This is a genomic window from Rathayibacter sp. Leaf299 (assembly GCF_001423055.1).
GTDB lineage: Bacteria > Actinomycetota > Actinomycetes > Actinomycetales > Microbacteriaceae > Rathayibacter > Rathayibacter caricis.
In genome coordinates this window covers 1,497,100-1,524,040 of the sequence record NZ_LMNT01000001.1, presented here as the reverse complement: position 1 = coordinate 1,524,040, position 26,941 = coordinate 1,497,100, and the positions used below count along the sequence as shown (strand labels likewise).

The window sequence follows — 26,941 nt, the reverse complement described above, 5'->3', positions numbered from 1 at the left end:
TCTCGATACGCCCCTGCGGGGCTACTCGACCAGCAGGCTGGGGCGGAGGGCCCGTTCCGCGCAGGGCACGGACTCCATCTCCAGCGGAGGGTCGCGGAAGCGGACGGCGCGTTGAGCGCAGAGGACGGACAGCACGTTCGGCGCAGAGGGCGCAGACCACGTTCAGCGCAGGGGGCGAGGGCTCTCGCGGCCCGTGTCGCGTGTGCCGACGACGAACGCCCCCGGCCGGAGCCGGGGGCGTTCGGGGTTCGTCAGCGCTGGTCGTCCTCGGGGCGGACGGGCACCGGGTCGCCGACGTTCGCGGGCGGCGGGGCCCAGCTCGTCTGCGGAGCCTCCTCGGTCGCGGACTGCCCGTCGAGGAGGTTCCGCCCGCGATTCACGACCTCGGGGTCGGCCAGGACGGAGTAGCTCGTAGCGATGACCTGCATCGTCGAGGTGAAGTCCCGTCGGCGGCGGTTCACCGCGTACGACGCCAGTCCGAAGAGCATTCCGAAGCCGGCACCGAGGAGCACGGCCGCGAACAGGAACGAGATCTGCGTGGTCGGCGAGAAGATGATGAGCAGCAGCCCGAGGAAGATTCCGAACCACGCGCCCGAGGCGGCACCCGCCAGAGCGACCCTGCCCCAGGTGAGCTTGCCGGTGACGCGCTCCACACTCTTCAGCTCGTTCCCGATGATGGCGAGCTGCTTGACCGGGAAGTCGGCGCGAGCGAGGACGTCGACGGCGGCCTGCGCCTCCTGGTAGGTGTCGAAGGTCGCGAGGATCTCGCCGCGCGGGATGGTCGGGAAGACCGCCTTGCGGCCGTTGAACGGCGTCTGCTGAGTCACCCACTCAGAATCGCACGACGGACTTGGAGGTTTCTGGAAGCGGTCGGGGAGCGGGCCGAGGGGCAGCAGGGAACGCTCGGCTCCCGTCCGGGCGGGCGGCACTAGGTTTGTAGCCGTGAGTTCCGCCAGAGTCTTCGTCGCGCGCTTGGTCGGATGCACCGTCTTCGACCCTGCCGGTGATCGCGTCGGCAAGGTCCGCGACGTGCTCCTGGTCTACCGCCAGAACGATCCGCCCCGCGTCGTCGGGCTCGTCGTCGAGATCCCCGGACGCCGCCGCGTGTTCGTCTCGATCGGCCGGGTGACGAGCATCGGCAGCGGCCAGATCATCACCACCGGGCTCATCAATGTGCGGCGCTTCGAGCAGCGCGGCGGCGAGGTCCGCGTGATCGCCGAGCTGCTGGGCCGTCGGATGACCTTCGTCGACGGCTCCGGCGACGCCGTGGTCGAGGACGTCGCCATCGAGGAGGTCGGCCCCGGCGAGTGGCAGCTCGCCCAGCTGTTCGTCCGCCGGCCGAAGACCTCCCCCTCCCCCTTCGCGAAGGGGGCCACCACGTTCGCCGGTTGGCGCGAGGTCCGCGAGACGGGCTCCGGAGAGGCGCAGTCGGCCGAGCAGTACGTCGCGAGCCTCGCCGAGCTGAAGCCGGCCGACCTGGCCAGCACCCTCCTCGACCTGCCCACTCAGCGGATGCTGGAGGTCGCGGGCGAGCTCTCGGACGACCGCCTCGCGGACGTCCTCGAGGAGATGCCCGAGAGCGAGCAGGTCGAGATCCTCGGCCAGCTCGACGACGACCGTGCCGCCGACGTGCTCGATCAGATGCAGCCCGACGACGCGGCCGACCTCATCGCACAGCTCTCCGACGAGCGCGGCGAGGCGCTGCTGGGCCTGATGGAGCCCGAGGAGGCGGACGACGTCCGCATGCTGCTGACCTACGCGCCGGAGTCGGCCGGTGGTCTGATGACGACCGAGCCGATCATCGTGTCGGCCGAGGCCACCGTCGCAGAGGGGCTCGCCCTGATCCGTCGGCACGAGCTGGCCCCGGCGCTCGGTGCGGCCGTGTGCGTCACGCTGCCGCCGTACGAACCCCCGACCGGCCGGTTCCTCGGCATGGTCCACTTCCAGCGGATGCTCCGCTACCCGCCGCACGAGCGGCTCGGCACGCTGCTGGACCAGAGCTTCGACCCGATCACGCCCGACACCTCGGCCGCCGAGGTCGCCCGCATCCTCGCGAGCTACAACCTCGTCTCGGTGCCGGTGGTCGACGAGACGCACCGCCTCGTCGGTGTCGTCACCATCGACGACGTGCTCGACTACCTCCTCCCGGACGACTGGCGCAGCCACGACGGAGACGACGAACCGCGCACACCGGTGAGCACGACCACGCGGGGCATCCCGCTGGTGCCGCCGCCCGCGAAGGCGGCGAGCGGCGGACGACGACGAGGACGGAGGGGTGCGCGTGGCTAAGGACGCGAAGCAGGATCGGCGGCTCGACGCCCCGAAGGGCCTGCGCACCCGCGTGCTGCCGTTGCGCAACCGCCAGAGCAGCGATCGATTCGGGCGGCTGACCGAGTCGTTCGCCCGCGGCATGGGAACGCCCTGGTTCCTGTTCGGCATGACGATCTTCTGCGTCTTCTGGCTCGTCTTCAACACCTACGGCCCGGAGGACGCGCGCTTCGACTCGCAGGCGCTCGGCTTCACCGTGCTGACGCTCATCCTGTCGCTGCAGGCCTCGTACGCGGCGCCCCTCCTGCTCCTGGCGCAGAACCGCCAGGACGACCGCGACCGCGTGCAGATCGAGCAGGACCGCCAGCGCGCCGAGCGCAACCTGGCCGACACCGAGTACCTCGCCCGCGAGGTCGTCGCCCTGCGTCTGGCGATCCGCGACATGGCCAGCAAGGACTTCATCCGCTCCGAGCTGCGGAGCCTGGTCGAGGAGCTCGAGAAGGACCGGGCGGAGCGGGACGGCGCCGCCGAGGAACTCGCTGCGCCGCTCGACGGAGCGGCGCGGAGCGACGCGGCCCGTGCCGACCGGACCCGCGCGGACACGTTCCGCTTCGAGGAGAACGGGGCGGAGCCGCTCGGGACCGAGCGCGGCGATGCCTGAGCCGACGCCCCTCGAGTCGGCGGTCCTCGCTTCTCTCGCCCGGGTCGTCGATCCCGAGATCCGTAAGCCCATCACGGAACTCGACATGGTCGAGTCGGTGGTCGCCGCCGCGGATGGGACGGTCGACGTCGCGATCCGCCTCACCATCGTCGGTTGCCCCGCCGCCTCCGCGATCGAGCGCGACGTGACCGAGGCCGTAGCCGGCACGCCCGGTGTCACCGCCGCCCGCGTCTCGGTCGGCGTCATGACTCCCGCCCAGCGCACCGCGCTGACGGAGCGGCTGCGCGGTGCGAAGCGCACCATGCCGTTCGGTCCGGACTCGCTCACCCGCGTCTACGCGGTGACGAGCGGCAAGGGCGGGGTCGGCAAGTCGACGGTCACCGCCAACCTCGCGGTCGCCCTCGCGCAACAGGGGCTCTCGGTCGGCCTGGTCGACGCCGATGTGCACGGCTTCTCGATCCCGGGTCTCCTCGGGCTCATGCACGAGGGGCGCGTCGCCGGGCCCACCCGGGTGGGCGAGCTGATGCTCCCGCCCGTCGCGCACGGCGTGAAGGTCATCTCGATCGGCATGTTCCTCGAGGGCGACACCCGCGGGGCGGCCGTGTCGTGGCGCGGGCCGATGCTGCACCGCACGATCTCGCAGTTCCTCACGGACGTCTACTTCGGCGATCTCGACGTCCTGCTGCTCGATCTGCCCCCCGGCACGGGAGACGTGGCCATCTCGATCGGACAGCTGCTGCCGCACGCCGAGGTCCTGATCGTGACGACTCCGCAGCCCGCGGCAGCGGATGTCGCCGAGCGGAGCGGCGCACTGGCGCGTCAGTCGGGCCAGCGGATCATCGGCGTGGTCGAGAACATGGCGGGTCTCCCCCAGCCCGACGGTACCGTGCTCGACCTCTTCGGGACCGGGGGCGGCGACGAGGTCGCACGGCGCCTCAGCGCATCCGGGGACGAGGTGCGGGTGCTCGCCTCGCTGCCCATCAGCGTGGCGTTGCGCTCCGGTGGTGACGAGGGCGTACCCGTCGTGGTCGGATCACCGGACGACCCGGCGGCACGGGCGATCACCGCGCTCGCCCGCACCCTCGCGGCGCGACCGCGAGGTCTGACCGGTCGACGGCTCCCGATGAGCGTGAACTGACCGACCCGGCGTCTACTGCGTGGCGCCGCCGAGGAGGAGGCGGCCGAGTTCGGCACGCAGCCGGGCCGACGGTGTCAGGTGGCTTCGGAGTCGATCGGAGGCGGGGCGACGGCCGAGAGGCGGCCCTCGCCGGCCGAGCGCTTCATCGTCGTGTAATAGCTGTCCGCCGTCGACGTGGACCGGCCGCCCGTCGTGACGGGCGCCGCGACGGCGGTCGGCGGCTTGACGGTAGGAACGGGATCGTCCTCGAGGAGCGCGTCGCGGATGATCCGACGAGGGTCGTACTGGCGCGGATCGAGCTTACGCCAATCGACCTCGTTGAACTCCTCGCCCATCTCGTCCTTGACCCGTTCGCGCGCCTGAGTGGCGAATCCGCGCACCTTGCGCACGAGCTGACCCAGCTGTGCGGCGTAGTGCGGGAGGCGGTCGGGGCCCAGCACGAAGACGGCGATCACTCCGATGATGAGGAGCTTGTCGAACGTCAAACCGAACACGAGACAAGAGTAACCCGCCGCGCCTGCGGCACCGACCCCGCGCGCCACCGTAGCCTTGCCTCGCGCGGACGCGATCCGTCCGCCGCATCGACCAGAGGAGCCCGACCGTGTCCGACAAGGATGCCAACTGGAAGTACGCCGAGGACGCGGTCGTCGAGCCCGAGGCCATCGCCTCCGCCCGCCGGCTCTCGGTCGAGCTGGGCATCGACGCGGTCGCGCCGTCCATCGGAGCGCAGTCCTCGCTCATCGCTGCCGCCGCCCGCGCCTCGCAGATCATCGAGATCGGCACCGGCACCGGAGTGAGCGGTCTGTGGCTCCTCGACGGCGCTCCGGAGGCGATGCTGACCTCGATCGACTCGGAGGCGGTGCACCAGCAGCACGCCCGCGCCCAGTTCCACGAGGCCGGCGTCTCGCCGAACCGCCTCCGCCTCATCCCGGGGCGGGCCCTCGAGGTGCTGCCGCGGATGAACGAGAACTCCTACGACATCGTCTTCGTCGACGGCGATCCCCTGCAGGTGATCGAGAACGTCGAGCACGCGCTGCGGCTGGTCCGTCCGGGCGGCACCGTCCTCATCCCCCACGCGCTCTGGCGCGGCCGGGTGTCGAACCCCGCTCAGCGCGACGAGATCGCCTCGGCGTTCCGGACCCTCGTCGCCGAGATCAGCGCATCGCCGGCAGTGGTGAGCATTCTCTCCCCCATCGGAGACGGACTGCTGCAGGCGAACAAGCGCCGGGCCTGAGCGCCGGACGAGCCGGTACCGGCTCCTGAACGAGGGAACGCCCGCCGCACGGAGTGCGACGGGCGTTCTCGACGGTGCCGGTGGATCCCCGTCAGGCGGGGGTCACCACCGATGCGAGAGCATCGTGCAGCTCTTTCGCCTCTGCATCGTTGACCGAGACGACGAGTCGTCCGCCTCCTTCGAGCGGAACGCGCACGACGATGAGTCGACCCTCCTTAACAGCCTCCATCGGTCCGTCTCCGGTCCTGGGCTTCATGGCCGCCATAGAGTTCCCCTTTCGTGACGTATCCCCCTATTATCGTGCATCCGCGGTCTTCGAGAAATCGCGCTCTCCGGCACGCCCGCGCGGGGTCGATCACGGGGGCGTCCAGTCGTAGCCGTCCACGGCCCAGCAGGCCGAGATCCAGAGGATCTGCCCGCCGATCCCGAGCAGCACCAGGACGACCCGGAAGAGCGGCGAGCGGGGCACGGCCAGTGCGCCCACGAGCGGGAACAGCGGGCCGAGCAGCCGGAAGGTGCTCGACTGGGGGAAGAAGAACGCGAAGAGGTAGACGGCGTACCCGGCGATCCACGCGCGGCTGAACAGGTCGAGCCTCCGCGTCCACGGCGCTGCCATGATCCCCGCGAAGGCGACGACCAGCAGCACCACGAGCACGATCCCGACCGCGGGCGACTCGAACCACCACTGCCCCCACCAGGCGCCACCCTGGAACCAGGAGGTGAACGGGAGCAGCTCCTGATAGCCGATGTAGGACGAGCGCCAGGCCAGCTCGGTGTCGGTGTACGCGGTCACCGAGCCGGTGACGGCCCAGGCCGCGGCCGGCCAGAGGAAGCCGACGACGAGCCCCCACACGGTCAGCGCCACGGTCGGGAGCCACTCCGCGCGCTCGAAGGGCTCACGGGAGCGGCGGAGGAGGCGGACGAGGACGTAGAGGCCCATCGCCGCCGCGAACGCGAGACCGCTGGGCCGGGTGAGGCCGAGCAGCAGGACGACGGGGAACACGAGCGCGAAGCGGCGGCGGACGAGCAGGAGGAGCACGATCGCGGTCAGCATCATGGCCGCCGACTCGGCGTACGCCAGCTGCAGCAGGGGCGACGTCGGCGCCACGCAGAAGAGCAGCACGGCGATGAGCGACTGGCTCTCGCTCAGCGAGTGGCGCAGGAGGCGGTACAGGACCAGGCACGCGACCGCTCCGCAGATCACCGAGACGGTGACCGCGGCACTCCCCCAGCCCAGGCCCGTCACCAGCATGAGCAGTCGCACCACGGCCGGGTAGAGCGGCATGAACGCCCAGGCGTTCTCTCCGATCTCGCCCTCCGCGGTGACGGGGAGCACGGAGGGGTAGCCGGCCGTCGCGATGATCTCGTACCAGCGGCCGTCCCAGAGGCTGGCGAAGGCGGAGTAGGAGGGCGACGGGCCGGTCCAGGCGTTCGCGGCCTGGTTCGCGGCGAACTGCAGGAGGATCGTCGTGGTCACGACTCGGGTCAGCACGAAGACGCCCAGCACCCGCGCCCACCAGGGCACGAGTCGGAGGCGGGCCCGGCGGCGGGTGCTCAGCACCGGGGCGACGGCGCTCACGCGGGGGTGCTCAACCAGCGGCGGAGGCCCTCGGCGCACGCCGTGATCTCGTGCACGGCGACGCGCTCGTCGTCGGCGTGCGCCTTCAGCGGGTCGCCCGGTCCGTAGTTCACCGCGGGGACGCCGAGCGCCGAGAAGCGCGCGACGTCCGTCCAGCCGTACTTCGGCTTGGCCTCGGCGTCGACCGCGGCGAGGAAGGCCTGCGCGAGCGGAGCGTCGAGGCCGGGACGCGCCCCCTCCGCCAGGTCGACGACCTCGACCTCGAAGCCGTCGAAGAGCTCGCGGAGGTGCTGGACGGCCTCCGCCCCGGTGCGGCTCGGGGCGAACCGGTAGTTGACGTGCACCGTGCAGAGGTCGGGGATCACGTTGCCGGCGACGCCTCCGGAGATCCGGACCGCGTTGACGCCCTCGCGGTAGAGAAGGCCGTCGACCTCGACGACGCGCGGTTCGTAGGCGGCGAGGCGCTCGAGGATCGGCGCGGCGGCGTGGATCGCGTTCTCGCCGACCCAGCTGCGCGCCGAGTGCGCCCGCCGCCCTCGCGTGACGACGTCGACGCGGAGCGTGCCGTTGCAGCCTCCCTCGACCTCGCTGCTCGTGGGCTCGCCGAGGACGGCGAAGTCGGCGGTGAAGAGATCCGGGCGGTTCCGGGAGAGGCGGCCGAGCCCGTTGAGGTCGGACGCGACCTCCTCGTTGTCGTACCACATCCAGGTGATGTCGACAGCGGGCTCGGTCAGCTCGGCCGCGAGCACGAGCTGGACCGCGACTCCGGCCTTCATGTCGACGGTTCCGCGGCCGACGAGGTGGTCGACTCCGCCGATCGTCTCGTCGACGACGGGCAGGTTGTCGTTGATCGGGACGGTGTCGAGGTGGCCGGCGATGACGACCCGCTGAGCACGCCCGAGAAGGGTCCGTGCGACCACCGTGTCGCCGTCGCGCACGACCTCGAGGTGCGGGAAGCCGGACAGGGCGGACTCGATGGCGTCGGCCAGTGCCGACTCCGACCCGGAGACCGACGGGATGTCGCACAGCACCCGGGTCAGCGCGATCGGATCGGAGCGCAGATCCACGGGCGCGACGGGCGGAGCGGCGGGGGTCGGAGCGGCCATGGCACCCAGGGTAGCGGCCGGATGCCGCGCGCTACCCTGGGTGCCATGACCCCCGAGCACTCCTCAGACTCCTCCGCGCCCGCCTCCGCCTGGGGCTACGGGCTCGCCACCATCGCCTCGGACGGCACCGTCCTCGACACCTGGTTCCCGGAGCCGCGCCTGGGCACGATCCCCGCCGGACGGGACCCGTGGATCGTCCCCGCGGAGTTCGAGGCGCTCGCGGGCGAGGACGCGCGGCGCGAGGTCCGGATCGACGTGGTCACGCTGCAGATCGACCTGCAGGCGCCCCCGGCCTCGACGTCGGACGCCTACCTCCGCCTGCACCTGCTGTCGCACCTGCTGGTGCAGCCCAACACGATCAACCTCGACGGGATCTTCGCCCACCTGGCGAACGTCGTCTGGACGAACGCGGGCCCGGTCTCTCCGGACGCGTTCACCCGGCTCCGTCCCTCGCTCCGCCGCCACGGGATCCAGGCGGCCGGCATCGACAAGTTCCCGCGGCTGACCGACTACGTCACTCCGGCGAAGGTCCGGATCGCCGACACGTCCCGCGTGCGCCTGGGTGCGCACCTCGCTCCCGGGACGACGGTCATGCACGAGGGCTTCGTGAACTTCAACGCGGGAACACTCGGCAGCTCGATGGTCGAGGGGCGCATCTCGCAGGGCGTCGTCGTCGGCGACGGCTCGGACATCGGCGGCGGCGCCTCGATCATGGGCACGCTCTCGGGCGGAGGGACGCAGCGCGTGTCGATCGGGGCGCGCGCACTGCTCGGTGCGAACTCGGGAATCGGGATCTCGATCGGCGACGACTCGGTCGTCGAGGCGGGGCTCTACGTCACCGCGGGGACGAAGGTCGTCGTCGTGGGCGGGGCGCCGCGCGCCGACGGCCGCCCGCAGACGGTGAAGGCCGTCGAGCTGTCGGGGGTGCCGAATCTGCTGTTCCGCCGCAACTCGCTGACGGGAGCGGTGGAGGTGCTCGCCCGCACCGGTGCGGGGATCGAGCTGAACACGGCGCTGCACGCCTGAGAGCGGGCTGCGGGGGGTCTCGATACGCCCGCGAGCGGGCTACTCGACCAGCAGGCGGGAGACGGACGATGCCGCCTCCGCGAGGGGGAGACGGACGATGCCGCCTCCGCGGGTGCGGAGGCGGCATCGGGGCGGCGGGTCAGCTGCCGGTGGGCCAGTGGCGTTCGGGAGCGCCCATGTAGAGCTGCTGGGGGCGGCCGATCTTGGTCTGCTTGTCGATATTCATCTCGCGCCAGTGGGCGATCCAGCCGGGCAGGCGTCCGATCGCGAAGAGCACGGTGAACATCCGCGTCGGGAAGCCCATCGCCTTGTAGATGACGCCGGTGTAGAAGTCGACGTTCGGGTAGAGGCGGCGCTCCTTGAAGTAGTCGTCCTCGAGCGCGAGGGCCTCGAGCTCCATCGCGATGTCGAGCAGCGGATCCTTCACTCCGAGCGCCTGCAGCACCTCGGAGGCGCTCTCCTTGACGAGCTTGGCGCGCGGGTCGTAGTTCTTGTACACCCGGTGGCCGAAGCCCATCAGGCGCACGCCCTCCTCCTTGTTCTTCACCCGCTCGACGAAGGTCTGGACGCTCTCGCCCGATTCGCGGATGCGGCCGAGCATCGTCAGGACCGCCTCGTTCGCGCCGCCGTGCAGCGGGCCGAAGAGCGCGTTGATGCCGGCGGAGACGGAGGCGTAGAGGTTGGCCTCGGTCGAGCCGACCAGGCGCACCGTCGACGTGGAGGCGTTCTGCTCGTGGTCCTCGTGCAGGATCAGCAGGCGGTCGAGGGCCTTGGAGAGCACAGGGTCGACGTCGTACTTCTCGGCCATGGTGCCGAAGTTGAGGCGGAGGAAGTTGTCGACGAAGCTCAGCGAGTTGTCGGGGTAGAGGAAGGCCTGCCCGATGCTCTTCTTGTGCGCGTAGGCCGCCATGACGGGCAGCTTCGCGAGCAGACGGATCGTGGTGAGCTCGACCGCCTCCGGATCCTTCGGGTTCGAGCTGTCCTCGTAGTAGGTCGAGAGCGCCGAGACTCCGGCCGAGAGCACCGACATGGGGTGGGCGCTGTGCGGGAGCGCGTCGAAGAAGCGCTTGAGATCCTCGTGGAGCAGCGTGTGACGGCGGATGCGCTCGTCGAAGCCGGCGAGCTCGTCGGCGGTGGGCAGCTCGCCGTAGATGAGGAGCCACGCGACCTCGAGGTATGTCGCGTTCGTCGCGACCTCCTCGATCGGATACCCGCGGTAGCGCAGGACGCCCTTGTCGCCGTCGATGTAGGTGATCTGCGACTTGGTCGCCGCGGTGTTCACGAAGCCGTAGTCGAGCGACATGAAGCCGGTCTGCTTCGTCAGGGTCGAGAAGTCGATGCTCGAGGCGCCGTCGACGCTGCGGAGGATCGGGAACTCGGCGGTGCGATCGCCGAAGGTGAGCGTGACCTTCTGGGGCTCGGCCTCGGCCGCAGCCGGCGCGCTCTCCGTGGCGGGCTCCGGTGCCTCCACCGTCGCGGTTCCGTCGCTCTGCGTGCCGGATTCGGTCACAACGCCTCCCAGGTCGTCACGGTCGCTCCCGGCAGCGCGCTCGCACGGAGCGGGCGGCGCCGGGTGTGTGGGCGGTGCAGCCGGCGCCGTTGTGTGGCGACATCGACCGAACCTCCTACAGCCTAAGCGCACAGCAGGGGACCTGCTGCACCGGCCAGTGGTCCCCGGCGCGGGTTGTGGGACTGCGACAGAAGCGGCCGACGGCCGTCGCTAGGAGAGGCCTGCGGACAGCCGGGACGCGGCCGCGTCGATCCGCTCGTCGGTCGCCGTCAGCGACAGGCGCACGTGCTCGGTGAAGTGGTCGCCGTAGAAGACGCCGGGTCCGGCGAGCACGCCGATCCGCGCGAGCCGCTCGATCGACTCCCACGCGGGCCGCCCCTCGGTGGCCCAGAGGTAGAGGCCCGCCTCGCTGCGGTCGATGCGGAAGCCGGCGGACTCGAGGGCGGGACGCAGCCGGTCGCGGCGCGCTCGGTAGCGCTCCTTCTGCTCCGCCACGTGCGCGTCGTCGCCCAGGGCGGTGATCATCGCCTCCTGGAGCGGGCCCGGCACGATCATGCCGGCGTGCTTGCGGACGGTCACGAGGCGCGCGATGAGCGACGGGTCGCCCGCGACGAACGCGGCACGGTAGCCGGCGAGGTTCGACTGCTTGCTGAGCGAGTAGACGCCCAGGACTCCCTCGCGGCTCGCTCCGACCACCCGGGGGTCGAGGATGCTCGGGATCGGCTCGTCGGCCCAGCGGCCCTCCCAGCCGAGCTCGGCGTAGCACTCGTCTCCGGCGATGACGGCGCCCAGCTCGCGAGCCCGCTCCACCGCGCGCGTCAGTGCCGGCACGTCGAGCACCGCGCCGTCGGGGTTTCCCGGCGAGTTCAGCCAGACGAGGCGGGTGGAGTCGGGCCACTCGGCCGGATCGTCCGAGGCGAGCACGGAGGCGCCGGCGATCGCCGCGCCCATCGCGTAGGTCGGGTAGGCGGCGCGGGGGTGGACCACCACGTCGCCCTCGCCGAGGCCGAGCAGGAAGGGGAGCCAGGCGACGAGCTCCTTCGAGCCGATGGTGGGCAGGACCTCGTCGACGCCGATGCCCGGGACTCCGCGACGGCGGGCGAACCAGGCGGCGATCGCCTCGCGCAGGGCGGGCGTGCCGACCGTCGTCGGGTAGGAGTGCGCGTCCGTCGCCCGCGCGAGCGCCTCGCGGATGAGGGCGGGCGTGGGATCGACGGGCGAGCCGATCGAGAGATCGACGATGCCGTCGGGATGCGAGGACGCGAGCGCCGTCGCGGGACCCATCAGGTCCCAGGGGTAGTCGGGCAGGGCTCCGAGCGCCACCGGAGGGCCGCTCAGTGGCCCTGGGGCGGCAGCACCGCGATGACCGGGTGGTCCTTCGCGATCACGCCGATCTTGGCGGCTCCGCCCGGGGAGCCGATCTCGTCGAAGAACTCGACGTTCGCCTTGTAGTAGTCGGACCACTCCTCGGGGAGGTCGTCCTCGTAGTAGATCGCCTCGACGGGGCAGACCGGCTCGCAGGCACCGCAGTCGACGCACTCGTCGGGGTGGATGTAGAGCGAGCGCTCGCCTTCGTAGATGCAGTCGACCGGGCATTCGTCGATGCAGGCGCGGTCTTTGACATCGACGCACGGAAGTGCGATCACGTAGGTCACGGTCGTGGCGTCCCTTCGAACAGAGGCTTCTATCGTACGCGGAGCGACGGGGCGTCGAGTCCCGCAGGCTCCGTCGCGCGTGCGGGGACCGGCGGGGGCGTCGGGCGCAGGCGCGGCCAGGCGATCGCGACCAGCGCGATCAGGCCGGGGGCGAAGGTCCACACGACGCCGAGGCCGTTCGCGGGGACCAGCACCGACCCTCCCGCACTGCGCAGCGCCAGGAGGCCGATGACCCCGAGGAGCCCCATCGCCGCGCAGAACGCGACGAAGCGGTCGATCATCACGAGGCGGAGCCCCAGGAGGAGGAGGAGCACCGCGGCGAGCGACGCCACCAGCCCGAGCGGCAGGACCGCGTCGCCGACGACGACGGTGCTCTGGTGGGCGATGGTGGTGATCGCTCCGACGACGGCGCCGACGAGCACCGAGAGCACGCCCGAGACGACGCGGAAGCGGAGGTCGGGCCGTTCCTCCGGAACGGGCGCGTCCGGCGACGCGGCGAGAGCGGGCGCCGGACGGAAGCGCTCCACGCGGCCGACGGGGAAGGCCGGGCCGCTGGAGAGCCGGGCCGACTCGCCCTCCACCAGGATCTGTGTGGCGTGCGCCTGCAGTGCGGCGCGCTTGCGGGCGTAGTCCTCGTCGCCGAGCTCGATGACGACGTCGCCGTCCTCGGGAGGCGTCCCCTCGGGCAGGACCGCGAGGTAGCGGATCCCGAGCAGCTCGGCGGCTCGGCGCGCGACGCTCGCCGCACGCACGTGATCGGGGTGGCCGTAGCCGCCCCCCGCGTCGTAGGACAGCACGACGCCCGCGCGGGTCTGCTGGAGGACGGCGACGAGATCGGCGATCTCCTCCTCCTCCGGAGCGGCCGTGAAGGCTGCGGGATGCACGGGCTCGAGCGGGACCGGCACGCGGCCGGAGCCCCACTGCATGCCGGAGTCGCGGTAGACGCGCGGTGCGGCGCCGCGCGCGCGGGCGTTCTCGGCCCCGAGGAAGCGGTGATCCGCGACTCCGAGGGCCGTCAGCGCCACGACGAGCTCGGTCGTGCGGTGCGAGGCGAGCTCGTCGGAGCCCTCGAGCGCCGCGAGGTCCTCGGGGATCACCTCTCCGCACTCGCCGCGCGTGGCGGTGACGACGGTGACCGCCGCTCCCTGCGCGACGAGGCGGGCGAGGGTGCCGCCCATGGTGAGGGTCTCGTCGTCGGGGTGCGCGTGGACCGCGACGACCCTCTCGTGCACTCCAGCTGGGCTCGCGTCCACACTCCACCTTCCGTCCGGCACGCGGATGCGCACCCGGCGCGCTTCTGGACAGGCGCTCGGGCGGCGCACTACAGTCGACTCCGGTAAGGCAAGGCTTACCGAAGGATGAGGCCCGGGGCGGGGGTCGTCCCGCCCCTCCCGCGATCGACCGAGAGAACACGCGTGCTCGCAAATTACCTCATCGGCCTCCGCGAAGGCCTCGAAGCCGGCCTCGTGGTCGGCATCCTCGTCGCGTACCTGACGAAGCTCGGGCGCCGCGACGTGCTGCCACGCCTGTGGACCGGCATCGCCGCGGCCGTCGCGATCTCGCTCGTGACCGGGGCGATCCTCACCTGGGGTCCGTACGGGCTGTCGTTCCAGGCGCAGGAGCTGCTCGGCGGCGGGCTGTCGATCCTGGCCGTCGGCCTCGTCACCTGGATGATCTTCTGGATGGGGGCGAACGCCCGGAGCCTCAAGGGCGAGCTGGAGTCGCGGCTCGACGCCGCCGTCGGCGGATCCGCCCTCGGGATCGTCGTGCTCGGCTTCGTGAGCGTCGGCCGCGAGGGGATCGAGACCGCCCTGTTCGTCTGGGCCAGCGTCTCCTCGAGCAGCGCCTCCTCCGGGGCGGAGGCCTGGACCGGCACGATCGGCGCCCTCCTGGGCATACTCTCGGCGGTCGTCATCGCGTACCTGATCTTCCGCGGCTTCGTCCGGATCGATCTCGGCCGGTTCTTCACCTGGACGGGCGGCTTCCTGATCGTGGTCGCGGCGGGCGTGCTCTCGTACGGCGTCGGAGACCTGCAGGAGGCGTCGCTCCTGCCCGGCTGGGGCGCCCCGCTGTTCAGCCTCGGTGCGGTGCTGCCGGCACCGATCTCCGCGATCCTCGGTGGGCTCTTCAACTACACGCCGGAGCCGACCGCGCTGCAGTTCACCGCCTGGCTCGCGTACCTCGTCGTCGTCGGCGCCCTCTTCGTCCGCCAGGTCCGGCTCCGCCGGCCGCGTCGGGGCAGCGCGGCCCCGGTCGCGACTCCCGCTCACACCTCCGTCTGATCCCGGCACCGCCGGTTCCACCCCCTACTCCAGGAGAACCATGCCCTCGCGCGCAGTCCCCCGCCGTTCCCCGCTCCCCCGCCTCGTCTCCGGCCTCGCCGGTGCCGGCGTCCTCGCGTTCGCGCTCTCCGGCTGCGTGCCGAACTCGGCCGCCTCCTCCTCGGCGGCGCTCGACGTCGCCATCAGCGACGAGGCCTGCGACGTCTCGGCCGCGACCGCCTCGGCCGGAGCGGTGACCTTCTCGCTCGCGAACGAGGGCACGGACGTCAACGAGTTCGAGATCCTCGCGGACGACAAGCTGCGGATCGTCGGCGAGAAGGAGAACGTGACGCCCGGGCAGACCGTGTCCTACGTCGCCCAGCTCGAGCCCGGCACGTACTACACGGCCTGCAAGTTCCAGCAGGTCGGCGCTCCCATCGGCCTGTCCGAGTTCACCGTCACCGGTGAGGCCACCGAGCAGTCCGCGGACGAGAAGGCGGCGACGGAGGCGGCCGTGACCAACTACGTCGCCTACGTGAAGTCGCAGGCTGGCGAGCTCCTCCCCGCTGTGCAGGCTTTCAGCGACGCCTACGTGGCCGGCGACGACGAGACGGCGCGCGGCCTCTTCGCGTCGACACGCGTCTTCTACGAGCGCATCGAGCCCACCGCGGAGGCGTTCGGCGACCTCGACCCGAAGATCGACTACCGCGAGGTCGACGCCGTCGCCGAGGGCCTGGACTGGACCGGCTTCCACCGCATCGAGAAGGACCTCTGGGTCCCGGCGCAGGACGCGCTCAACTCCGACGGCACGAGCGCCTACCTCGACTGGGCGCCGTCGACCCCGGAGCAGCGCGCCGAGTTCGGCCAGGGGCTCGTGGACGACGTGCAGAGCCTCTACGACCTCGTGAACGCCGACGACTTCACCGTCTCGGTCGGTGACATCTCGAACGGCGCCATCGGCCTGCTCGACGAGGTCGCCGCGGGCAAGATCACCGGCGAGGAGGACTGGTGGTCGGGAACCGACCTGATGGACTTCGCCGCCAACGTCCAGGGTGCGGAGGTCGCCTTCGGCAACGTCGAGCCGATCGCGACAGCCTCGGGCGACGAGGGCGCCGCCCTGACCGCCGACATCACGGAGCAGTTCACCGCTCTGGACGCGCTGCTCGCGCAGTACGGCTCGATCGACGCGGGCTTCGCGCCCTACTCCTCGGTGACCGATGAGCAGAAGAAGGAGCTCTCGGACCAGGTGAACGCCCTCTCGGAGCCGCTGTCGCAGCTCACCCACACGGTGCTCGGCGTCGAGGAGCCCGCGGAGTAGATGGACGACGACCAGCAGGACACCGCGGCGGACGTCTCCCCCGACTCCGCCGCCCCCGTCGAGCAGCCCCGCCGCCTCTCGCGGCGCGGGCTGCTCGGCCTCGTCTCGGCCGGAACCGCGGGGATCGCCGCGGGCGTCGGCGGGACCGTCGCGGTCGCCTCCGCGACGACCGCGAACGCCTCCGGCGCCTCGAACACGGTGCCGTTCTTCGGCGCGAACCAGGCCGGGATCACGACCGCGGCGCAGGACCGGCTGCACTTCGCCTCCTTCGATCTCGCGTCGGGCACCACGCGCGAGGACCTGATCGAGCTGCTGCAGGACTGGACGCTCGCCGCGTCGCGACTGACGCGCGGACTCGACGTCAGCGAGGAGGGCGCGGTCGGCGGACCCGACACCGCGCCTCCGGACGACACGGGCGAGGCGCTCGGGCTCGACGCCGCGGCGCTGACGATCACCTTCGGCTTCGGCCCCGGCGTGTTCACCGACGCGGACGGTGCCGACCGCTTCGGGCTCGCGGCCCGTCGTCCGCCCGCACTCGAGACGCTCCCCCGCTTCCGCGGCGACGCCCTCGTGCCGGCGGCGAGCGGAGGCGACCTGTGCATCCAGGCCTGCGCGAACGACCCGCAGGTCGCGGTGCACGCGATCCGCAACCTCAGCCGCATCGCCTTCGGCCGGGCGTCGCTCCGCTGGTCCCAGCTCGGCTTCGGGCGGACGTCGTCGACGTCGACGGCGCAGGCCACTCCGCGCAACCTCTTCGGCTTCAAGGACGGCACGGCCAACGTGAAGTCGGAGGAGACGGACGCGGTCCAGGAGCACGTCTGGGTGCAGGAGTCGGACGGTCCCGACTGGCTCGTGGGCGGCAGCTACCTCGTGGCCCGCAAGGTCCGCATGATCATCGAGACCTGGGACCGGAGCCAGCTCGGCGAGCAGGAGCGGGTGATCGGGCGGAGCAAGGGCTCGGGCGCGCCGCTCTCGGGCGGGGACGAGTTCGCCGAGCCGGACTTCACGGCGACCGGAGCGACCGGGGCGCCGCTCGTCGACCGGGCGTCGCACGTGCGGCTCGCGCATCCGTCGGTCAACAACGGCGCGCGGCTGCTGCGCCGCGGATACAACTTCGTCGACGGGAACGACGAGCTCGGGCGCCTGAACGCGGGGCTGTTCTTCCTGTCGTTCCAGCGGTCGCCGGAGCAGTTCATCACGGTGCAGCGCTCGCTCGCGGACGATGCGCTGAACGAGTACATCAAGCACGTGGGGTCGGCGCTGTTCGCGGTGCCGCCCGGGGTGCGTGGCGAGGGCGACTTCGTGGGGTCGGGGCTGTTCGGCTGAGCTGAGGGGGCGCCCCTCCCTGCTGATCGAGTAGGCCGCGAAACGGCCGTATCGAGATCCGGGGCTCCTGGAGCACGTGGGTCTCGATACGCCGCGAAGCGGCTACTCGACCAGCAGGAGAGTCGCCTGCGTGTCGATCGAGTAGGGCGCGGAGCGGCCGCATCGAGATCCGCCGCGCTGGGCGAGGTGGGTCTCGATACGCCGCGAAGCGGCTACTCGACCAGCAGGAGGGAAAAGCAGAAGACCGGCCGGAGGCGACCTCCGACCGGTCTCGAGCCGAGCGGGCGCGCGGGGCGCCCGGCGGGATCAGCCCTGCTTCTTCAGACGGCTGGTCTGGCGGGCGCGCGCGTTCGCGTCGAGCTCGACCTTGCGGATGCGGACGATCTCGGGGGTGACCTCGACGCACTCGTCCTCGCGGGCGAACTCGAGGCACTCCTCGAGCGTCAGCTGGCGCGAGGGCGTCATCGACTCGAACGTGTCGGAGGTGGACTGACGCATGTTGGTCAGCTTCTTCTCCTTGGTGATGTTCACGTCCATGTCGTCGTTGCGCGAGTTCTCGCCGATGACCATGCCCTCGTAGACCTCCTCCGTGGGGTTCACGAAGAAGGTCATGCGCTCCTGGAGCGCGATGATCGCGAACGGAGTGACGACACCGGTGCGGTCGGCGACGATCGAGCCGTTGTTGCGGGTGACGATGGCGCCCGCCCACGGCTCGTAGCCGTGCAGGATGGCGTTCGCGATGCCGGTGCCGCGCGTGGTGGTGAGGAACTCGGTGCGGAAGCCGATCAGACCGCGCGAGGGGACGATGAACTCCATGCGGACCCAGCCGGTGCCGTGGTTCGCCATGTTCTCCATGCGGCCCTTGCGCGCGGCGAGGAGCTGCGTGATCGCGCCGAGGTACTCCTCCGGAGCGTCGATGGTCAGGTGCTCGAACGGCTCGTGCGTCTTGCCGTCGACCTGGCGGGTGACCACCTGGGGCTTGCCGACGGTGAGCTCGAAGCCCTCGCGGCGCATCTGCTCGACGAGGATCGCCAGCGCGAGCTCGCCTCGGCCCTGGACCTCCCACGAGTCGGGGCGGCCGATGTCGAGGACCTTGAGCGACACGTTTCCGATGAGCTCGCGGTCGAGGCGGTCCTTGACCATGCGCGCGGTGAGCTTGTGGCCCTTGACCTTGCCGACGAGCGGCGAGGTGTTGGTGCCGATGGTCATCGAGATCGCCGGGTCGTCGACCGTGATGGCCGGCAGCGGGCGGATGTCCTCCGGGTCGGCGATCGTCTCGCCGATGGTGATCTCGGGGAAGCCCGCGATTGCGACGATGTCGCCGGGGCCGGCGGACTCGGCCGGGTAGCGGTCGAGCGCCTTCGTGATCAGGAGCTCGGTGATGCGGGCGTTGGTGTGCGTGCCGTCGTGGTGCACCCAGGCGACGGTCTGGCCCTTCTTGATGTTGCCGTTGAAGACGCGCAGCAGCGCGAGGCGGCCGAGGAACGGCGAGGCGTCGAGGTTCGTGACGTGAGCCTGGAGGGGCGCCTCGTCGTCGAAGGTCGGCGCGGGGATGTGCTTGAGGATCGCCTCGAAGAGCGGCTCGAGATCCTCGGCGTCGGGCAGCGTGCCGTTCTCGGGCTTGTTGGAGGACGCGCGGCCCGCCTTGCCGGAGGCGTAGACGACGGGCACGTCGAGGATCGCGTCGAGGTCGAGGTCGGGGACGTCGTCCGCCATGTCGGAGGCGAGGCCGAGGAGGAGGTCCTGGCTCTCGGCGACGACCTCGTCGATGCGCGCATCCGGACGGTCGGTCTTGTTGACCAGGAGGATCACGGGCAGCTTGGCCTCGAGCGCCTTGCGGAGCACGAAGCGGGTCTGCGGGAGGGGGCCCTCGGACGCGTCGACGAGGAGGCACACGCCGTCCACCATCGAGAGGCCGCGCTCGACCTCGCCACCGAAGTCGGCGTGGCCCGGGGTGTCGATCACGTTGATCGTGATGGGGCCCTCGGTCGCGTGCTTGCCGCGGTACGAGACCGCGGTGTTCTTCGCGAGGATCGTGATGCCCTTCTCGCGCTCGAGCTCGTTCGAGTCCATCGCGCGCTCGTCCACGTGGGCGTGCGCATCGAAGGAGTTCGTCTGCTTGAGCATGGCGTCGACCAGAGTGGTCTTGCCATGGTCGACGTGGGCGACGATCGCGACGTTGCGCAGGTCGGAGCGGGTGGCACTTGCCATGTGAACGGACTCGTCTCGTGTTCTCGTGCAGTAAGGGGGACCCTCCATCGTACCGCAGGCGCGCTCCGGAACGACGGAGGGCCCCGATCCGGCCCGATCGCCCCGCGGGAAGCGGGATTCTCGGGCGTGGAACGGGGCCCTCGCGGCGGTGGATCAGACCGCGAACTCGATCCCGGCGCCGGGGATCGCCTCGAGCAGCTCGCGGGTGTACTGCTGCTTCGGCGAGTCGAACACCGTGTCGGTCGGCGCGTGCTCGACGATGCGGCCCTTCTGCATCACGCAGACGTCGTCCGCGATGACGCGGACCACGGCGAGGTCGTGCGTGATGAACAGGTAGGTCAGCCCGAGCTCGGCCTGCAGATCGGCGAGCAGGCGGAGGATCTGCGCCTGCACGAGCACGTCGAGCGCCGAGACGGCCTCGTCGAGCACGACGATCTCGGGCTTGAGCGCCAGCGCCCGCGCGATGGCGACGCGCTGGCGCTGCCCGCCGGAGAGCTCGTTCGGGTAGCGGCCAGCGATGACGCGCGGGAGCGACACCTGGTCGAGCAGCTCGAAGACGCGCTCGCGCTGCGAGGCGCGATCGCCGACCTTGTGCACCCGGAGGGGCTCCGAGATCGTGTTGCCGATGTTGTGCAGCGGGTCGAGCGAGCCGTACGGATCCTGGAACACCGGCTGCATCGAGCGGCGCAGCGCGAGCATCTCCTTGCCGCGGAGCTTCTCGGTGCGGCGACCGTCGATCGAGATGGCCCCCTTGGTGGCCGTCTCGAGGCCGAGCACGAGGCGCGCGATCGTCGACTTGCCCGAGCCCGACTCCCCGACGAGGGCGGTGGTGGTGCCCTTCGGGATCGAGAACGAGACGTCGTCGACGGCCGTGAAGTCCTCGGCCTTCAGCCCGCCGCGGCGGATCTTGAACACCTTGGTGAGGTTCTCGATCTCGATCATCGGCTTCGTCGTCGTGGGGGCTCCCGCGTGGGTGCCCGCCGCGCGGACGAGGTCGACCTCGGCGACGGCGGCGGACTCGCCGGGCACCGACTCCTTCGCGGCTCCGGCCGTCGACTGGATGCGGCGCGACGCGAGGCTCGGAGCCGCGGCGATCAGGCGCTGCGTGTAGGGGTGCTGCGGGTTCTGCAGCACCTCCACCGAGGCGCCGGACTCGACGATGCGGCCCTTGTACATCACGATGAGCTTCTCGGCGCGCTCGGCGGCGAGGCCCAGGTCGTGCGTGATGAAGAGCAGCGCGGTTCCGTCGGTCTTCGTCAGCGTCTCGAGGTGGTCGAGGATCCGGCGCTGCACCGTCACGTCGAGGGCCGAGGTCGGCTCGTCGGCGATGAGGAGCTGCGGGGCCGCGGCCAGGCCGATGCCGATCAGCACGCGCTGGCGCATGCCTCCGGAGAACTGGTGCGGGAACTGCTTCAGGCGCTTCTCGGCGTCGGCGAGGCCGGCGTTCTGCAGCACCTCGATCGCCTTGGCGCGCACCTCCTTGCGGCCGGTCGCGAGACCGTTCGCGCGGATGGTCTCCTCGACCTGGAAGCCGACCGACCAGACCGGGTTCAGGTTCGACATCGGATCCTGCGGGACGTAGCCGATGCGGCGGCCGCGGATGTCCTCGAGCTCGGGCCGGGTCGCCTTCGCGAGGTCCTTCCCGTCGAAGAGCACGGAGCCGCCGGTCACCTTGCCGGAGCCGGGGAGCAGGCCGATGATCGCCGCGGCGGTCGTCGACTTGCCCGAGCCCGACTCCCCCACGATGGCGACGGTCTGGCCGTGCTCGATCGTGAGGCTGACGCCGCGCAGGGCGGGCACCAGGCCGCTGCCGGTCTGGAAGCCGACCTCGAGGTCGGTGACCTGGAGCAGGGGCCCCTTCGGAGTGGTCGAGTCGGTCATCGGAGGGCCCTCGCCTTCGGGTCGAGCGCGTCGCGCAGGGCCTCGCCCATGAGGATGAAGCTCAGCACGGTGATGGTCAGCGCGGCGGACGGGTAGATCAGCGTCTGCGGGTTGGTCCGCAGGTCGCGCTGGGCCTGGCTGATGTCGTTGCCCCACGACATCACGGAGCCGGGGAGGCCGACGCCGAGGAACGACAGGGTCGCCTCCGCGGTGATGGCCGCACCGAGCGAGATCGTCGTGACGACGATGACGGGGGCGATGGAGTTGGGCATGACGTGACGGAACAGGATCGCCATGCGGGACAGGCCCGTGGCGGTCGCGGCCCCGACGAAGTCCGACTGCTTCACCCGCAGCACCTCGGAGCGGAGGACGCGAGCCGTGGTCGGCCACGCGAACGCGCCGATCGCCAGGGCGATGACGAACACGTTCCGGTGCGCCGAGAAGACCGACATGATCACGACGGCGGCGAGGATGTAGGGGATCGAGAAGAAGATGTCGCCCGCGCGCATGATGACGGTGTCGACCCAGCCGCCGAAGAAGCCGGCGAGGGCTCCTCCGATGACACCCGTGATCGTGGTGATCAGGATGACGATGAGGCCCACCGTGAGCGAGGTCGACGTGCCGTGGATGATCCGGGCGTAGACGTCGCAGCCCTGCTTCGTGAAGCCCAGGACGCTGCCGTCGCCGGGGCCCTGGTTGCTGAAGCCGAGGTCGCACGCCCGCGGGTCGACGGAGGTGAAGAGGGTGGGGAGCAGCGCGACCGCGACGATCAGCACGATCATCGCGCCCGAGATCCAGAACATCGGTCGGCGGCGCAGGTCCTGCCAGGCGTCGGTCCACAGGTTGCTGGGCTTCTCGTCGAGCGAGACGGCGTCGACCGAGGCGATCGGCGTCTCCTCGAGCGGTGCCACGAAGTGATCGATGCGACGGGGGGCGTCGCGGTTCATCTCATTTGGCATAGCGGATCCTCGGGTCGAGTACGGCGTAGAGCAGGTCGACGAGGATGTTCACCACGAGGTAGAACAGCACCATGACCGTGACGAAGGAGACGACGGTCGGCCGCTCCCCTCGGATGATCGCCTGGTAGAGCGTGTTCCCGACTCCGGGAACGTTGAAGATGCCCTCGGTGACCGTCGCGCCGACGATCAGCAGGCCGAAGTCGGCGCCGAACTGGGTCGTCACCGGGATCAGCGAGTTGCGCAGGATGTGCACGGGCACGACGCGCTTGCGCGAGAGGCCCTTGCTGTAGGCGGTGCGGACGAAGTCGGAGCCGGCGGTCTCGATGACCGAGCCGCGCGTGAGGCGGATCGCGGAGGCGACCACGAAGAGCGCGAGCACGATGGCGGGCAGCAGGAGCCGCTCGAACGTCGGCGACCCGCCGACCGTGGGCGAGAACCAGCCCAGCTGCACGGCGAAGAAGGACTGCGCGATGAAGCACAGGACGAAGATCGGCACCGACACGAGCAGGAGGCTGACGACGAGCGCGCTGGCGTCGAAGAACGAGCCCTTCCGCAGTCCGCTGATCAGGCCGATCGTGAGAGCGACGACGATCTCGATGATGATCGCCATCATGGCGAGGGTGAGCGTGACCGGGAACGTGCGGGCGAGGATGTCGTTCACCGACTGCCCGGAGAAGGAGATGCCGAAGTCGCCGCGGACGACGCCGCCGAGGTAGTAGAGGTACTGCACGATGAACGGCTCGTTCAGGTGGTACTGCTCCTCGAGGCGCGCGAGGAGCGCGGCGTTCGGGGTCTTGTCGCCGAAGAGGGCGAGGAGGGGGTTCCCCGGCATGGCGAAGACCATGAAGTAGATCAGGAAGGTCGTCCCGATCAGGACGGGGACGGCTTGCAGGATGCGTCGGACGATGTAGGCGAGCACGTCAGCCCTGCCTGTTCCGGTGTCGCATGGTGGACCTCATTCGATCGTGACCGAACAAGGCGCTCCGCCCGTGGGAACGGTCGTGCCGTCCCCACGGGCGAAGCGCCCGTCGTGTCTGATGTCAGCTCTTGGTGATCTGGTAGAACAGCGGAACCGAGTTCCACCCGAACTCTACGTCGGAGACGGTCTCGCTGTAGCCACCGGTCACGTTGGCGTACCAGAGCGGGATCGAGGGCAGGTCCTGGAGCAGGACCTCCTGAGCCTTCTGGTAGTCCTCGTTCGCGGTCGCGAGGTCGGTCTCGGCCGAGCCGTCGGCCAGGAGCTGGTCGAACTCGGGGTTCGAGTAGTCACCGTCGTTCGACGAGGCGTTGGTCGCGTACAGCGGGCCCAGGAAGTTGTACAGACCCGGGTAGTCGGCCTGCCATCCGGTGCGGAACGCGGTCTCGATCGAACGGTCGACGATCTTGGTGCGCGCCTCGGCGAAAGTCGGGTAGGCCTCGCCCACCGCGTCGATGCCGAGCGTGTTCTTGACCGCGTTCGACACGGCGTCGACCCAGCCCTGGTGGCCGCCGTCGGCGTTGTAGGCGATCGAGAAGGTGCCCGTCCACGGGGAGATCGCGTCGGCCTCGGCCCACAGCTTCTTCGCCTCGTCGGGGTTGTACTCGAGCACCTCGGCGCCCTCGAGGGAGTCGCTCCAGCCGTCGATCACCGGGGAGGTGAAGTCGGAGGCGGGGGTGCGGGTGCCCTCGAAGATGACGTCGGTGATCTGCTCGCGGTCGAAGGCCATCGAGATGGCCTGGCGGCGCAGCTTGCCCTCTTCACCGCTGAAGTGCTCGAGGCGCTCCGGGATCGTGAAGGACTGGAAGACGGCGGAGGCCTGGTTGACCGCGCGGTCGCCGAGGTCGCTCTCGAAGGTGCCGAACGCGGAGTCCGGGATCTGGTCGATCACGTCGACGTTGCCGGCGAGCAGGTCGGCGTACGACGCGTCCTGGGTCGCGTAGAACGTGATGGTGATGCCGCCGTTGACCGGGACGCGGGGTCCGTCGTAGTCGGGGTTCACGACCAGGTCGATCTGGACGTCGTGCTGCCACGCGCCCTCGCCGTCGAGCATGTACGGGCCGTTGCCGATCGGGTTCTCACCGAAGGCGTCCATGTCGTCGTAGGCGACGCTGGGCAGCGGGTAGTAGGCCGAGTAGCCCAGACGCTGCGGGAAGTCCGACTTGGGAGCCGTGAGCGCGACGGTGAACGTCGTGTCGTCGACGACCTTCAGGCCGGTCAGCTCGGTGTCCTCGTCGTAGCTGAAGCCCTCGATGTCCTCGAAGAAGTAGCTCTGGAGCTGCTCGTTGGAGTACTTCGCGCCGTAGTTCCAGGCGTCGACGAACGACTGGGCCGTGATCTCCTCACCGTTGGTGAAGGTGCGGCCCGACTCGATCGTGATGGTGTAGTTCTGCGCGTCGTCCGACTCGACCGACTCGGCCAGGTCGGGCTGCGCCGCGCCCTCGGCGTCGTAGTAGTAGAGACCGGCGAAGATCTCGTCGAGGATCTTGCCGCCGCCCACCTCGTTGGTGTTGGTCGGGACCAGCGGGTTCTGCGGCTCGGAGCCGTTGGTGAGGATGATCGCGGCGGAGTCTCCGGCCGCATCTCCCCCGCCGTCGTCGTTCGAGCTGCTGCAGCCGGCGAGGACCAGGGTGCTCGCGGCGACGAGCGCCAGAGCTCCGAGGCCGAAACGTCTGATTTTCACTATTCCTCCAGTGGTGTGAGGGCGCACGGGAAGTGATTTCCCGGATGCTGTGGTGGCCGCGCGCGTAGCGACGGCGTCGGCGCACGGGAGACTGTTGGCCCCCGCGCTAGTGCCATCGACGAGACTATGTATCGGCTCGCTATCTGCACAAAAGCATGTGGAAACCGTTACACAGCGGTAACCGGGAGGTGGAATCCTTGCGCCTTTCCGCACGAAACCTGCGTGATGGACCGTCCCCACGCAATGCATCGATTCAGAGGAGGCCCACGCAGTGTCCACCGCGCTGACAGGATCCATGCAGCCACGAGGGCGGATCGGGATCGAGATCCTGCTCGTCCTGGGGCTCTCGCTCGGCGCCTCCGCGATCTACTCCGTCGTGTCGATCACCAACCGTCTCACCCGAGACGTCGCGCTGTCGGAGCAGACGGCGACGCTGAACGGAGCGCTCAGCGACCGCCCCGCGTTCGATCTGGTCTACCAGCTGCTCGCGCTGTTCTTCGACCTGGTGCCGGTGGCGCTCTGCGCATTCCTGCTCTGGCAGAGCACCGGACGGCCGCTGGGGCGGCTGGGACTGGATCTGCGGCACCCTCTGCGCGATCTCGGCACCGGGACCGTGCTCGCGATCGCGATCGGCGCCCCGGGGATCGCGCTCTACGCCCTGGGTCGAGCTCTGGGCGTGACGGTGGCGGTCGTCGCCTCGCCGCTGGACGCGTACTGGTGGACCGTGCCCGTGCTGGTCCTCTCGGCGATCCGCGCGGGGATCCAGGAGGAGGTGATCGTGGTCGGCTACCTCTTCGCCCGGCTGGGCGACCTCGGCTGGGGGCGGTGGCGGATCCTGTTCGCCAGCGCGCTGCTCCGGGGCAGCTACCACCTGTACCAGGGCATCGGGCCGTTCATCGGCAACGTGATCATGGGCGTGGTCTTCGGGCTGTTCTACCAGCGGTTCGGGCGGACGCTGCCGCTCGTGATCGCGCACTCGATCATCGACATCGTGTCGTTCGTGGGGTATCCGCTGGCGGTGGCGCTCTGGCCGGAGCTGTTCGCGGCACCGGAGCCCGCTTCCTAGCTGGAGCCCGTATGCAACCGAGGTTCAGAGCGTCGGAGGCAGGGTCTGACCGGCTTCCGCCGCCGATCGACCTCGGTTACCGACGCTCTCCGTGCCGCCGACTGGTCCAGAGGTGCTCCTTGCGCTGGACGAGACCCCTGATGACGGTTTCGGTCCGCTCCCACGAGGCGATGATCTGACGGGTCGAGAGCCGGATGCAGAGGTACCCCTGAGCCGCCAGCTCGAGGCTCCGCCGGTAGTCCTCCTCGATCTGGTGGGAGCCGGAGTGGAATGCGCGGCCATCGGGCTCGAACACGAGCCGCTCCCCCAGAAGGACGTCGACCCGCCCCACCCGGGGGATCGGCACCTGCGACCTCACGCGGACGCCCAACCGGCGACCGCATCGGCGCACCCTCGTCTCCAGACCGGACTGGGACAAGGGGTCCACCTCGTCGAACACCCACTGCTTGCCGGTGGGCGCGAGACCGCGCAGTGCGAGGAGATCATCGAGCGCGATCGCGCCCGAGTTCACGGCGCTGTCGAACGTCATGAGGGCGTTCTCGCCGTCGACGCAGGCGAGCAGATGGAGCAGGGAGGAGCGGAGGCCGTCGAGCGACGACGTCTCAGGACCGCATCCCTCCCACGCGCGCCAATGCAGCACCGTGCCGTCGCCTGCTCGGCGCTCTGAGGAGTGGGGCGGGACGGCGACGTGCAGTCGGCCCGTCTCGAGCACCCAGAGGCCGCGAGCGTCCAGGCCCGAAGCGCAGCTGAGAACGCCGCCGGCTGCGACGGCGCGGCGCTGGTCGAGCGGAACGGCGGGAAGCGCGAACCATCCGCGTCTCAGCCGAAGGACGGCTCCGGAGTCGACCGCCGCTCGAAGATCGCGCGCCGTGACTCCGGCGCGAGCGAGCTGCGCCGTCGTCGCGACTCCGTCGAGTCCTGCCAGGACATGCATAAGGCGTTCCACGGCATCACGATCGCCGGATGCGCACTCACCTGAGCACGTTCAGCGACGATCCGTGGACTGCACGCCGCGGCGACCTCATGGGGAGGACCGTCCGTGTTCGCAATCGAGGGTGGACGAGGCGGAAGACGGGCAGAAC

At 70.5% G+C, this 26,941-nt stretch carries 24 protein-coding genes and 1 pseudogene; 9 read left to right on the top strand and 16 right to left on the bottom strand.

Annotated elements, in window-relative coordinates; all coding sequences use genetic code 11:
• Positions 1-251: 251 nt before the first annotated feature.
• Complete coding sequence (locus ASF48_RS07260) at positions 252-827, bottom strand: general stress protein (RefSeq protein ID WP_094742662.1); 576 nt, start codon at positions 825-827, stop codon at positions 252-254.
• Positions 828-942: 115 nt separating this feature from the next.
• Between ASF48_RS07260 and ASF48_RS07255 the strand changes: the two genes are divergently transcribed.
• The 3 genes from ASF48_RS07255 to ASF48_RS07245 are packed head-to-tail and all read left to right on the top strand — an operon-like array spanning position 943 to position 4,067.
• Positions 943-2,289 carry a magnesium transporter MgtE N-terminal domain-containing protein gene (locus tag ASF48_RS07255; protein WP_055788538.1) on the top strand — a complete coding sequence of 449 codons (1,347 nt, stop codon included), beginning with the start codon at positions 943-945 and terminating at the stop codon, positions 2,287-2,289.
• Complete coding sequence (locus ASF48_RS07250; protein ID WP_082481114.1) at positions 2,282-2,929, top strand: DUF1003 domain-containing protein; 648 nt, start codon at positions 2,282-2,284, stop codon at positions 2,927-2,929. The genes ASF48_RS07255 and ASF48_RS07250 overlap by 8 nt, the downstream gene beginning before the upstream one ends.
• Positions 2,922-4,067 (top strand): Mrp/NBP35 family ATP-binding protein, encoded by a 1,146-nt coding sequence (locus ASF48_RS07245; protein WP_055788533.1) that lies wholly within the window; start codon positions 2,922-2,924, stop codon positions 4,065-4,067. The genes ASF48_RS07250 and ASF48_RS07245 overlap by 8 nt, the downstream gene beginning before the upstream one ends.
• Before the next feature lie 74 nt (positions 4,068-4,141).
• Here the strand turns inward: ASF48_RS07245 and ASF48_RS18935 are convergent, their stop codons facing one another.
• Positions 4,142-4,561 carry a twin-arginine translocase TatA/TatE family subunit gene (locus ASF48_RS18935; protein WP_082481053.1) on the bottom strand — a complete coding sequence of 140 codons (420 nt, stop codon included), beginning with the start codon at positions 4,559-4,561 and terminating at the stop codon, positions 4,142-4,144.
• A gap of 107 nt (positions 4,562-4,668) precedes the next feature.
• Between ASF48_RS18935 and ASF48_RS07235 the strand changes: the two genes are divergently transcribed.
• The gene (locus ASF48_RS07235) at positions 4,669-5,301 is read left to right on the top strand and encodes an O-methyltransferase (RefSeq protein ID WP_055788530.1); all 633 of its coding nucleotides are present in this window, start codon (positions 4,669-4,671) and stop codon (positions 5,299-5,301) included.
• Positions 5,302-5,392: 91 nt separating this feature from the next.
• On the opposite strand, the gene ASF48_RS18930 is transcribed toward ASF48_RS07235, so the two are convergent.
• From ASF48_RS18930 to dapE, 3 genes are all read right to left on the bottom strand, one after another.
• The gene (locus ASF48_RS18930) at positions 5,393-5,566 is read right to left on the bottom strand and encodes a DUF3117 domain-containing protein (RefSeq protein WP_077221916.1); all 174 of its coding nucleotides are present in this window, start codon (positions 5,564-5,566) and stop codon (positions 5,393-5,395) included.
• Positions 5,567-5,656: 90 nt separating this feature from the next.
• Positions 5,657-6,880 carry a hypothetical protein gene (locus ASF48_RS07230; protein WP_235577190.1) on the bottom strand — a complete coding sequence of 408 codons (1,224 nt, stop codon included), beginning with the start codon at positions 6,878-6,880 and terminating at the stop codon, positions 5,657-5,659.
• Positions 6,877-7,986, bottom strand: a complete 1,110-nt coding sequence (dapE, locus tag ASF48_RS07225; protein WP_055788527.1) for a succinyl-diaminopimelate desuccinylase — start codon at positions 7,984-7,986, stop codon at positions 6,877-6,879. Before dapE ends, ASF48_RS07230 begins: the two co-directional genes overlap by 4 nt.
• Before the next feature lie 45 nt (positions 7,987-8,031).
• Here dapE and dapD point away from each other — a divergent pair, with 45 nt between their 5' ends.
• On the top strand, positions 8,032-9,012 hold the full coding sequence (gene dapD / locus ASF48_RS07220; protein WP_055788525.1) for a 2,3,4,5-tetrahydropyridine-2,6-dicarboxylate N-succinyltransferase: 981 nt from the start codon (positions 8,032-8,034) through the stop codon (positions 9,010-9,012).
• A gap of 139 nt (positions 9,013-9,151) precedes the next feature.
• Here the strand turns inward: dapD and ASF48_RS07215 are convergent, their stop codons facing one another.
• The 4 genes from ASF48_RS07215 to ASF48_RS07200 form a co-directional block, all read right to left on the bottom strand.
• A complete protein-coding gene (locus ASF48_RS07215; RefSeq protein WP_082481113.1) occupies positions 9,152-10,483 on the bottom strand; it encodes a citrate synthase in 1,332 nt (443 codons plus the stop codon).
• 249 nt (positions 10,484-10,732) lie between these two features.
• Positions 10,733-11,845: a succinyldiaminopimelate transaminase gene (dapC, locus tag ASF48_RS07210; RefSeq protein ID WP_055788522.1), complete on the bottom strand. Its 1,113-nt coding sequence runs from the start codon at positions 11,843-11,845 to the stop codon at positions 10,733-10,735.
• Between the two features lie 11 nt (positions 11,846-11,856).
• Entirely contained in the window at positions 11,857-12,177 is a 321-nt protein-coding gene (fdxA, locus tag ASF48_RS07205; protein ID WP_055788519.1) for a ferredoxin, read from the bottom strand.
• A gap of 29 nt (positions 12,178-12,206) precedes the next feature.
• The gene (locus ASF48_RS07200) at positions 12,207-13,409 is read right to left on the bottom strand and encodes a PIG-L family deacetylase (RefSeq protein WP_055788517.1); all 1,203 of its coding nucleotides are present in this window, start codon (positions 13,407-13,409) and stop codon (positions 12,207-12,209) included.
• 183 nt (positions 13,410-13,592) lie between these two features.
• Here ASF48_RS07200 and efeU point away from each other — a divergent pair, with 183 nt between their 5' ends.
• From efeU to efeB, 3 genes are read left to right on the top strand one after another with little or no spacing between them, the layout of a single operon-like run.
• Entirely contained in the window at positions 13,593-14,459 is an 867-nt protein-coding gene (efeU, locus tag ASF48_RS07195; RefSeq protein ID WP_055788513.1) for an iron uptake transporter permease EfeU, read from the top strand.
• 40 nt (positions 14,460-14,499) lie between these two features.
• Positions 14,500-15,756: an iron uptake system protein EfeO gene (gene efeO / locus ASF48_RS07190; protein ID WP_055788510.1), complete on the top strand. Its 1,257-nt coding sequence runs from the start codon at positions 14,500-14,502 to the stop codon at positions 15,754-15,756.
• The gene (efeB, locus tag ASF48_RS07185; RefSeq protein WP_055788507.1) at positions 15,757-17,082 is read left to right on the top strand and encodes an iron uptake transporter deferrochelatase/peroxidase subunit; all 1,326 of its coding nucleotides are present in this window, start codon (positions 15,757-15,759) and stop codon (positions 17,080-17,082) included. It begins immediately after the preceding gene.
• Between the two features lie 306 nt (positions 17,083-17,388).
• Here the strand turns inward: efeB and typA are convergent, their stop codons facing one another.
• The 5 genes from typA to ASF48_RS07160 all read right to left on the bottom strand — a co-directional run bounded on the left by typA (position 17,389) and on the right by ASF48_RS07160 (position 24,793).
• Positions 17,389-19,293 carry a translational GTPase TypA gene (typA, locus tag ASF48_RS07180; RefSeq protein ID WP_055788504.1) on the bottom strand — a complete coding sequence of 635 codons (1,905 nt, stop codon included), beginning with the start codon at positions 19,291-19,293 and terminating at the stop codon, positions 17,389-17,391.
• Between the two features lie 153 nt (positions 19,294-19,446).
• Complete coding sequence (locus ASF48_RS07175) at positions 19,447-21,174, bottom strand: dipeptide ABC transporter ATP-binding protein (RefSeq protein ID WP_055788501.1); 1,728 nt, start codon at positions 21,172-21,174, stop codon at positions 19,447-19,449.
• Positions 21,171-22,133, bottom strand: coding sequence for an ABC transporter permease (locus ASF48_RS07170; RefSeq protein WP_055788497.1), 963 nt, complete (start codon positions 22,131-22,133; stop codon positions 21,171-21,173). Before ASF48_RS07170 ends, ASF48_RS07175 begins: the two co-directional genes overlap by 4 nt.
• Positions 22,123-23,052 carry an ABC transporter permease gene (locus ASF48_RS07165; RefSeq protein ID WP_055788494.1) on the bottom strand — a complete coding sequence of 310 codons (930 nt, stop codon included), beginning with the start codon at positions 23,050-23,052 and terminating at the stop codon, positions 22,123-22,125. Before ASF48_RS07165 ends, ASF48_RS07170 begins: the two co-directional genes overlap by 11 nt.
• A 121-nt stretch (positions 23,053-23,173) precedes the next feature.
• Positions 23,174-24,793, bottom strand: coding sequence for a peptide ABC transporter substrate-binding protein (locus tag ASF48_RS07160; protein WP_055788491.1), 1,620 nt, complete (start codon positions 24,791-24,793; stop codon positions 23,174-23,176).
• A gap of 295 nt (positions 24,794-25,088) precedes the next feature.
• On the opposite strand from ASF48_RS07160, the gene ASF48_RS07155 reads away from it, so the two are divergent.
• On the top strand, positions 25,089-25,859 hold the full coding sequence (locus ASF48_RS07155; protein ID WP_077221949.1) for a CPBP family intramembrane glutamic endopeptidase: 771 nt from the start codon (positions 25,089-25,091) through the stop codon (positions 25,857-25,859).
• 76 nt (positions 25,860-25,935) lie between these two features.
• Here the strand turns inward: ASF48_RS07155 and ASF48_RS07150 are convergent, their stop codons facing one another.
• Positions 25,936-26,499, bottom strand: coding sequence for an endonuclease domain-containing protein (locus ASF48_RS07150; RefSeq protein ID WP_055788485.1), 564 nt, complete (start codon positions 26,497-26,499; stop codon positions 25,936-25,938).
• Between the two features lie 216 nt (positions 26,500-26,715).
• Positions 26,716-26,793: pseudogene (locus tag ASF48_RS20100) on the bottom strand (hypothetical protein); the annotation flags it as partial.
• Between the last annotated feature and the right edge of the window lie 148 nt (positions 26,794-26,941).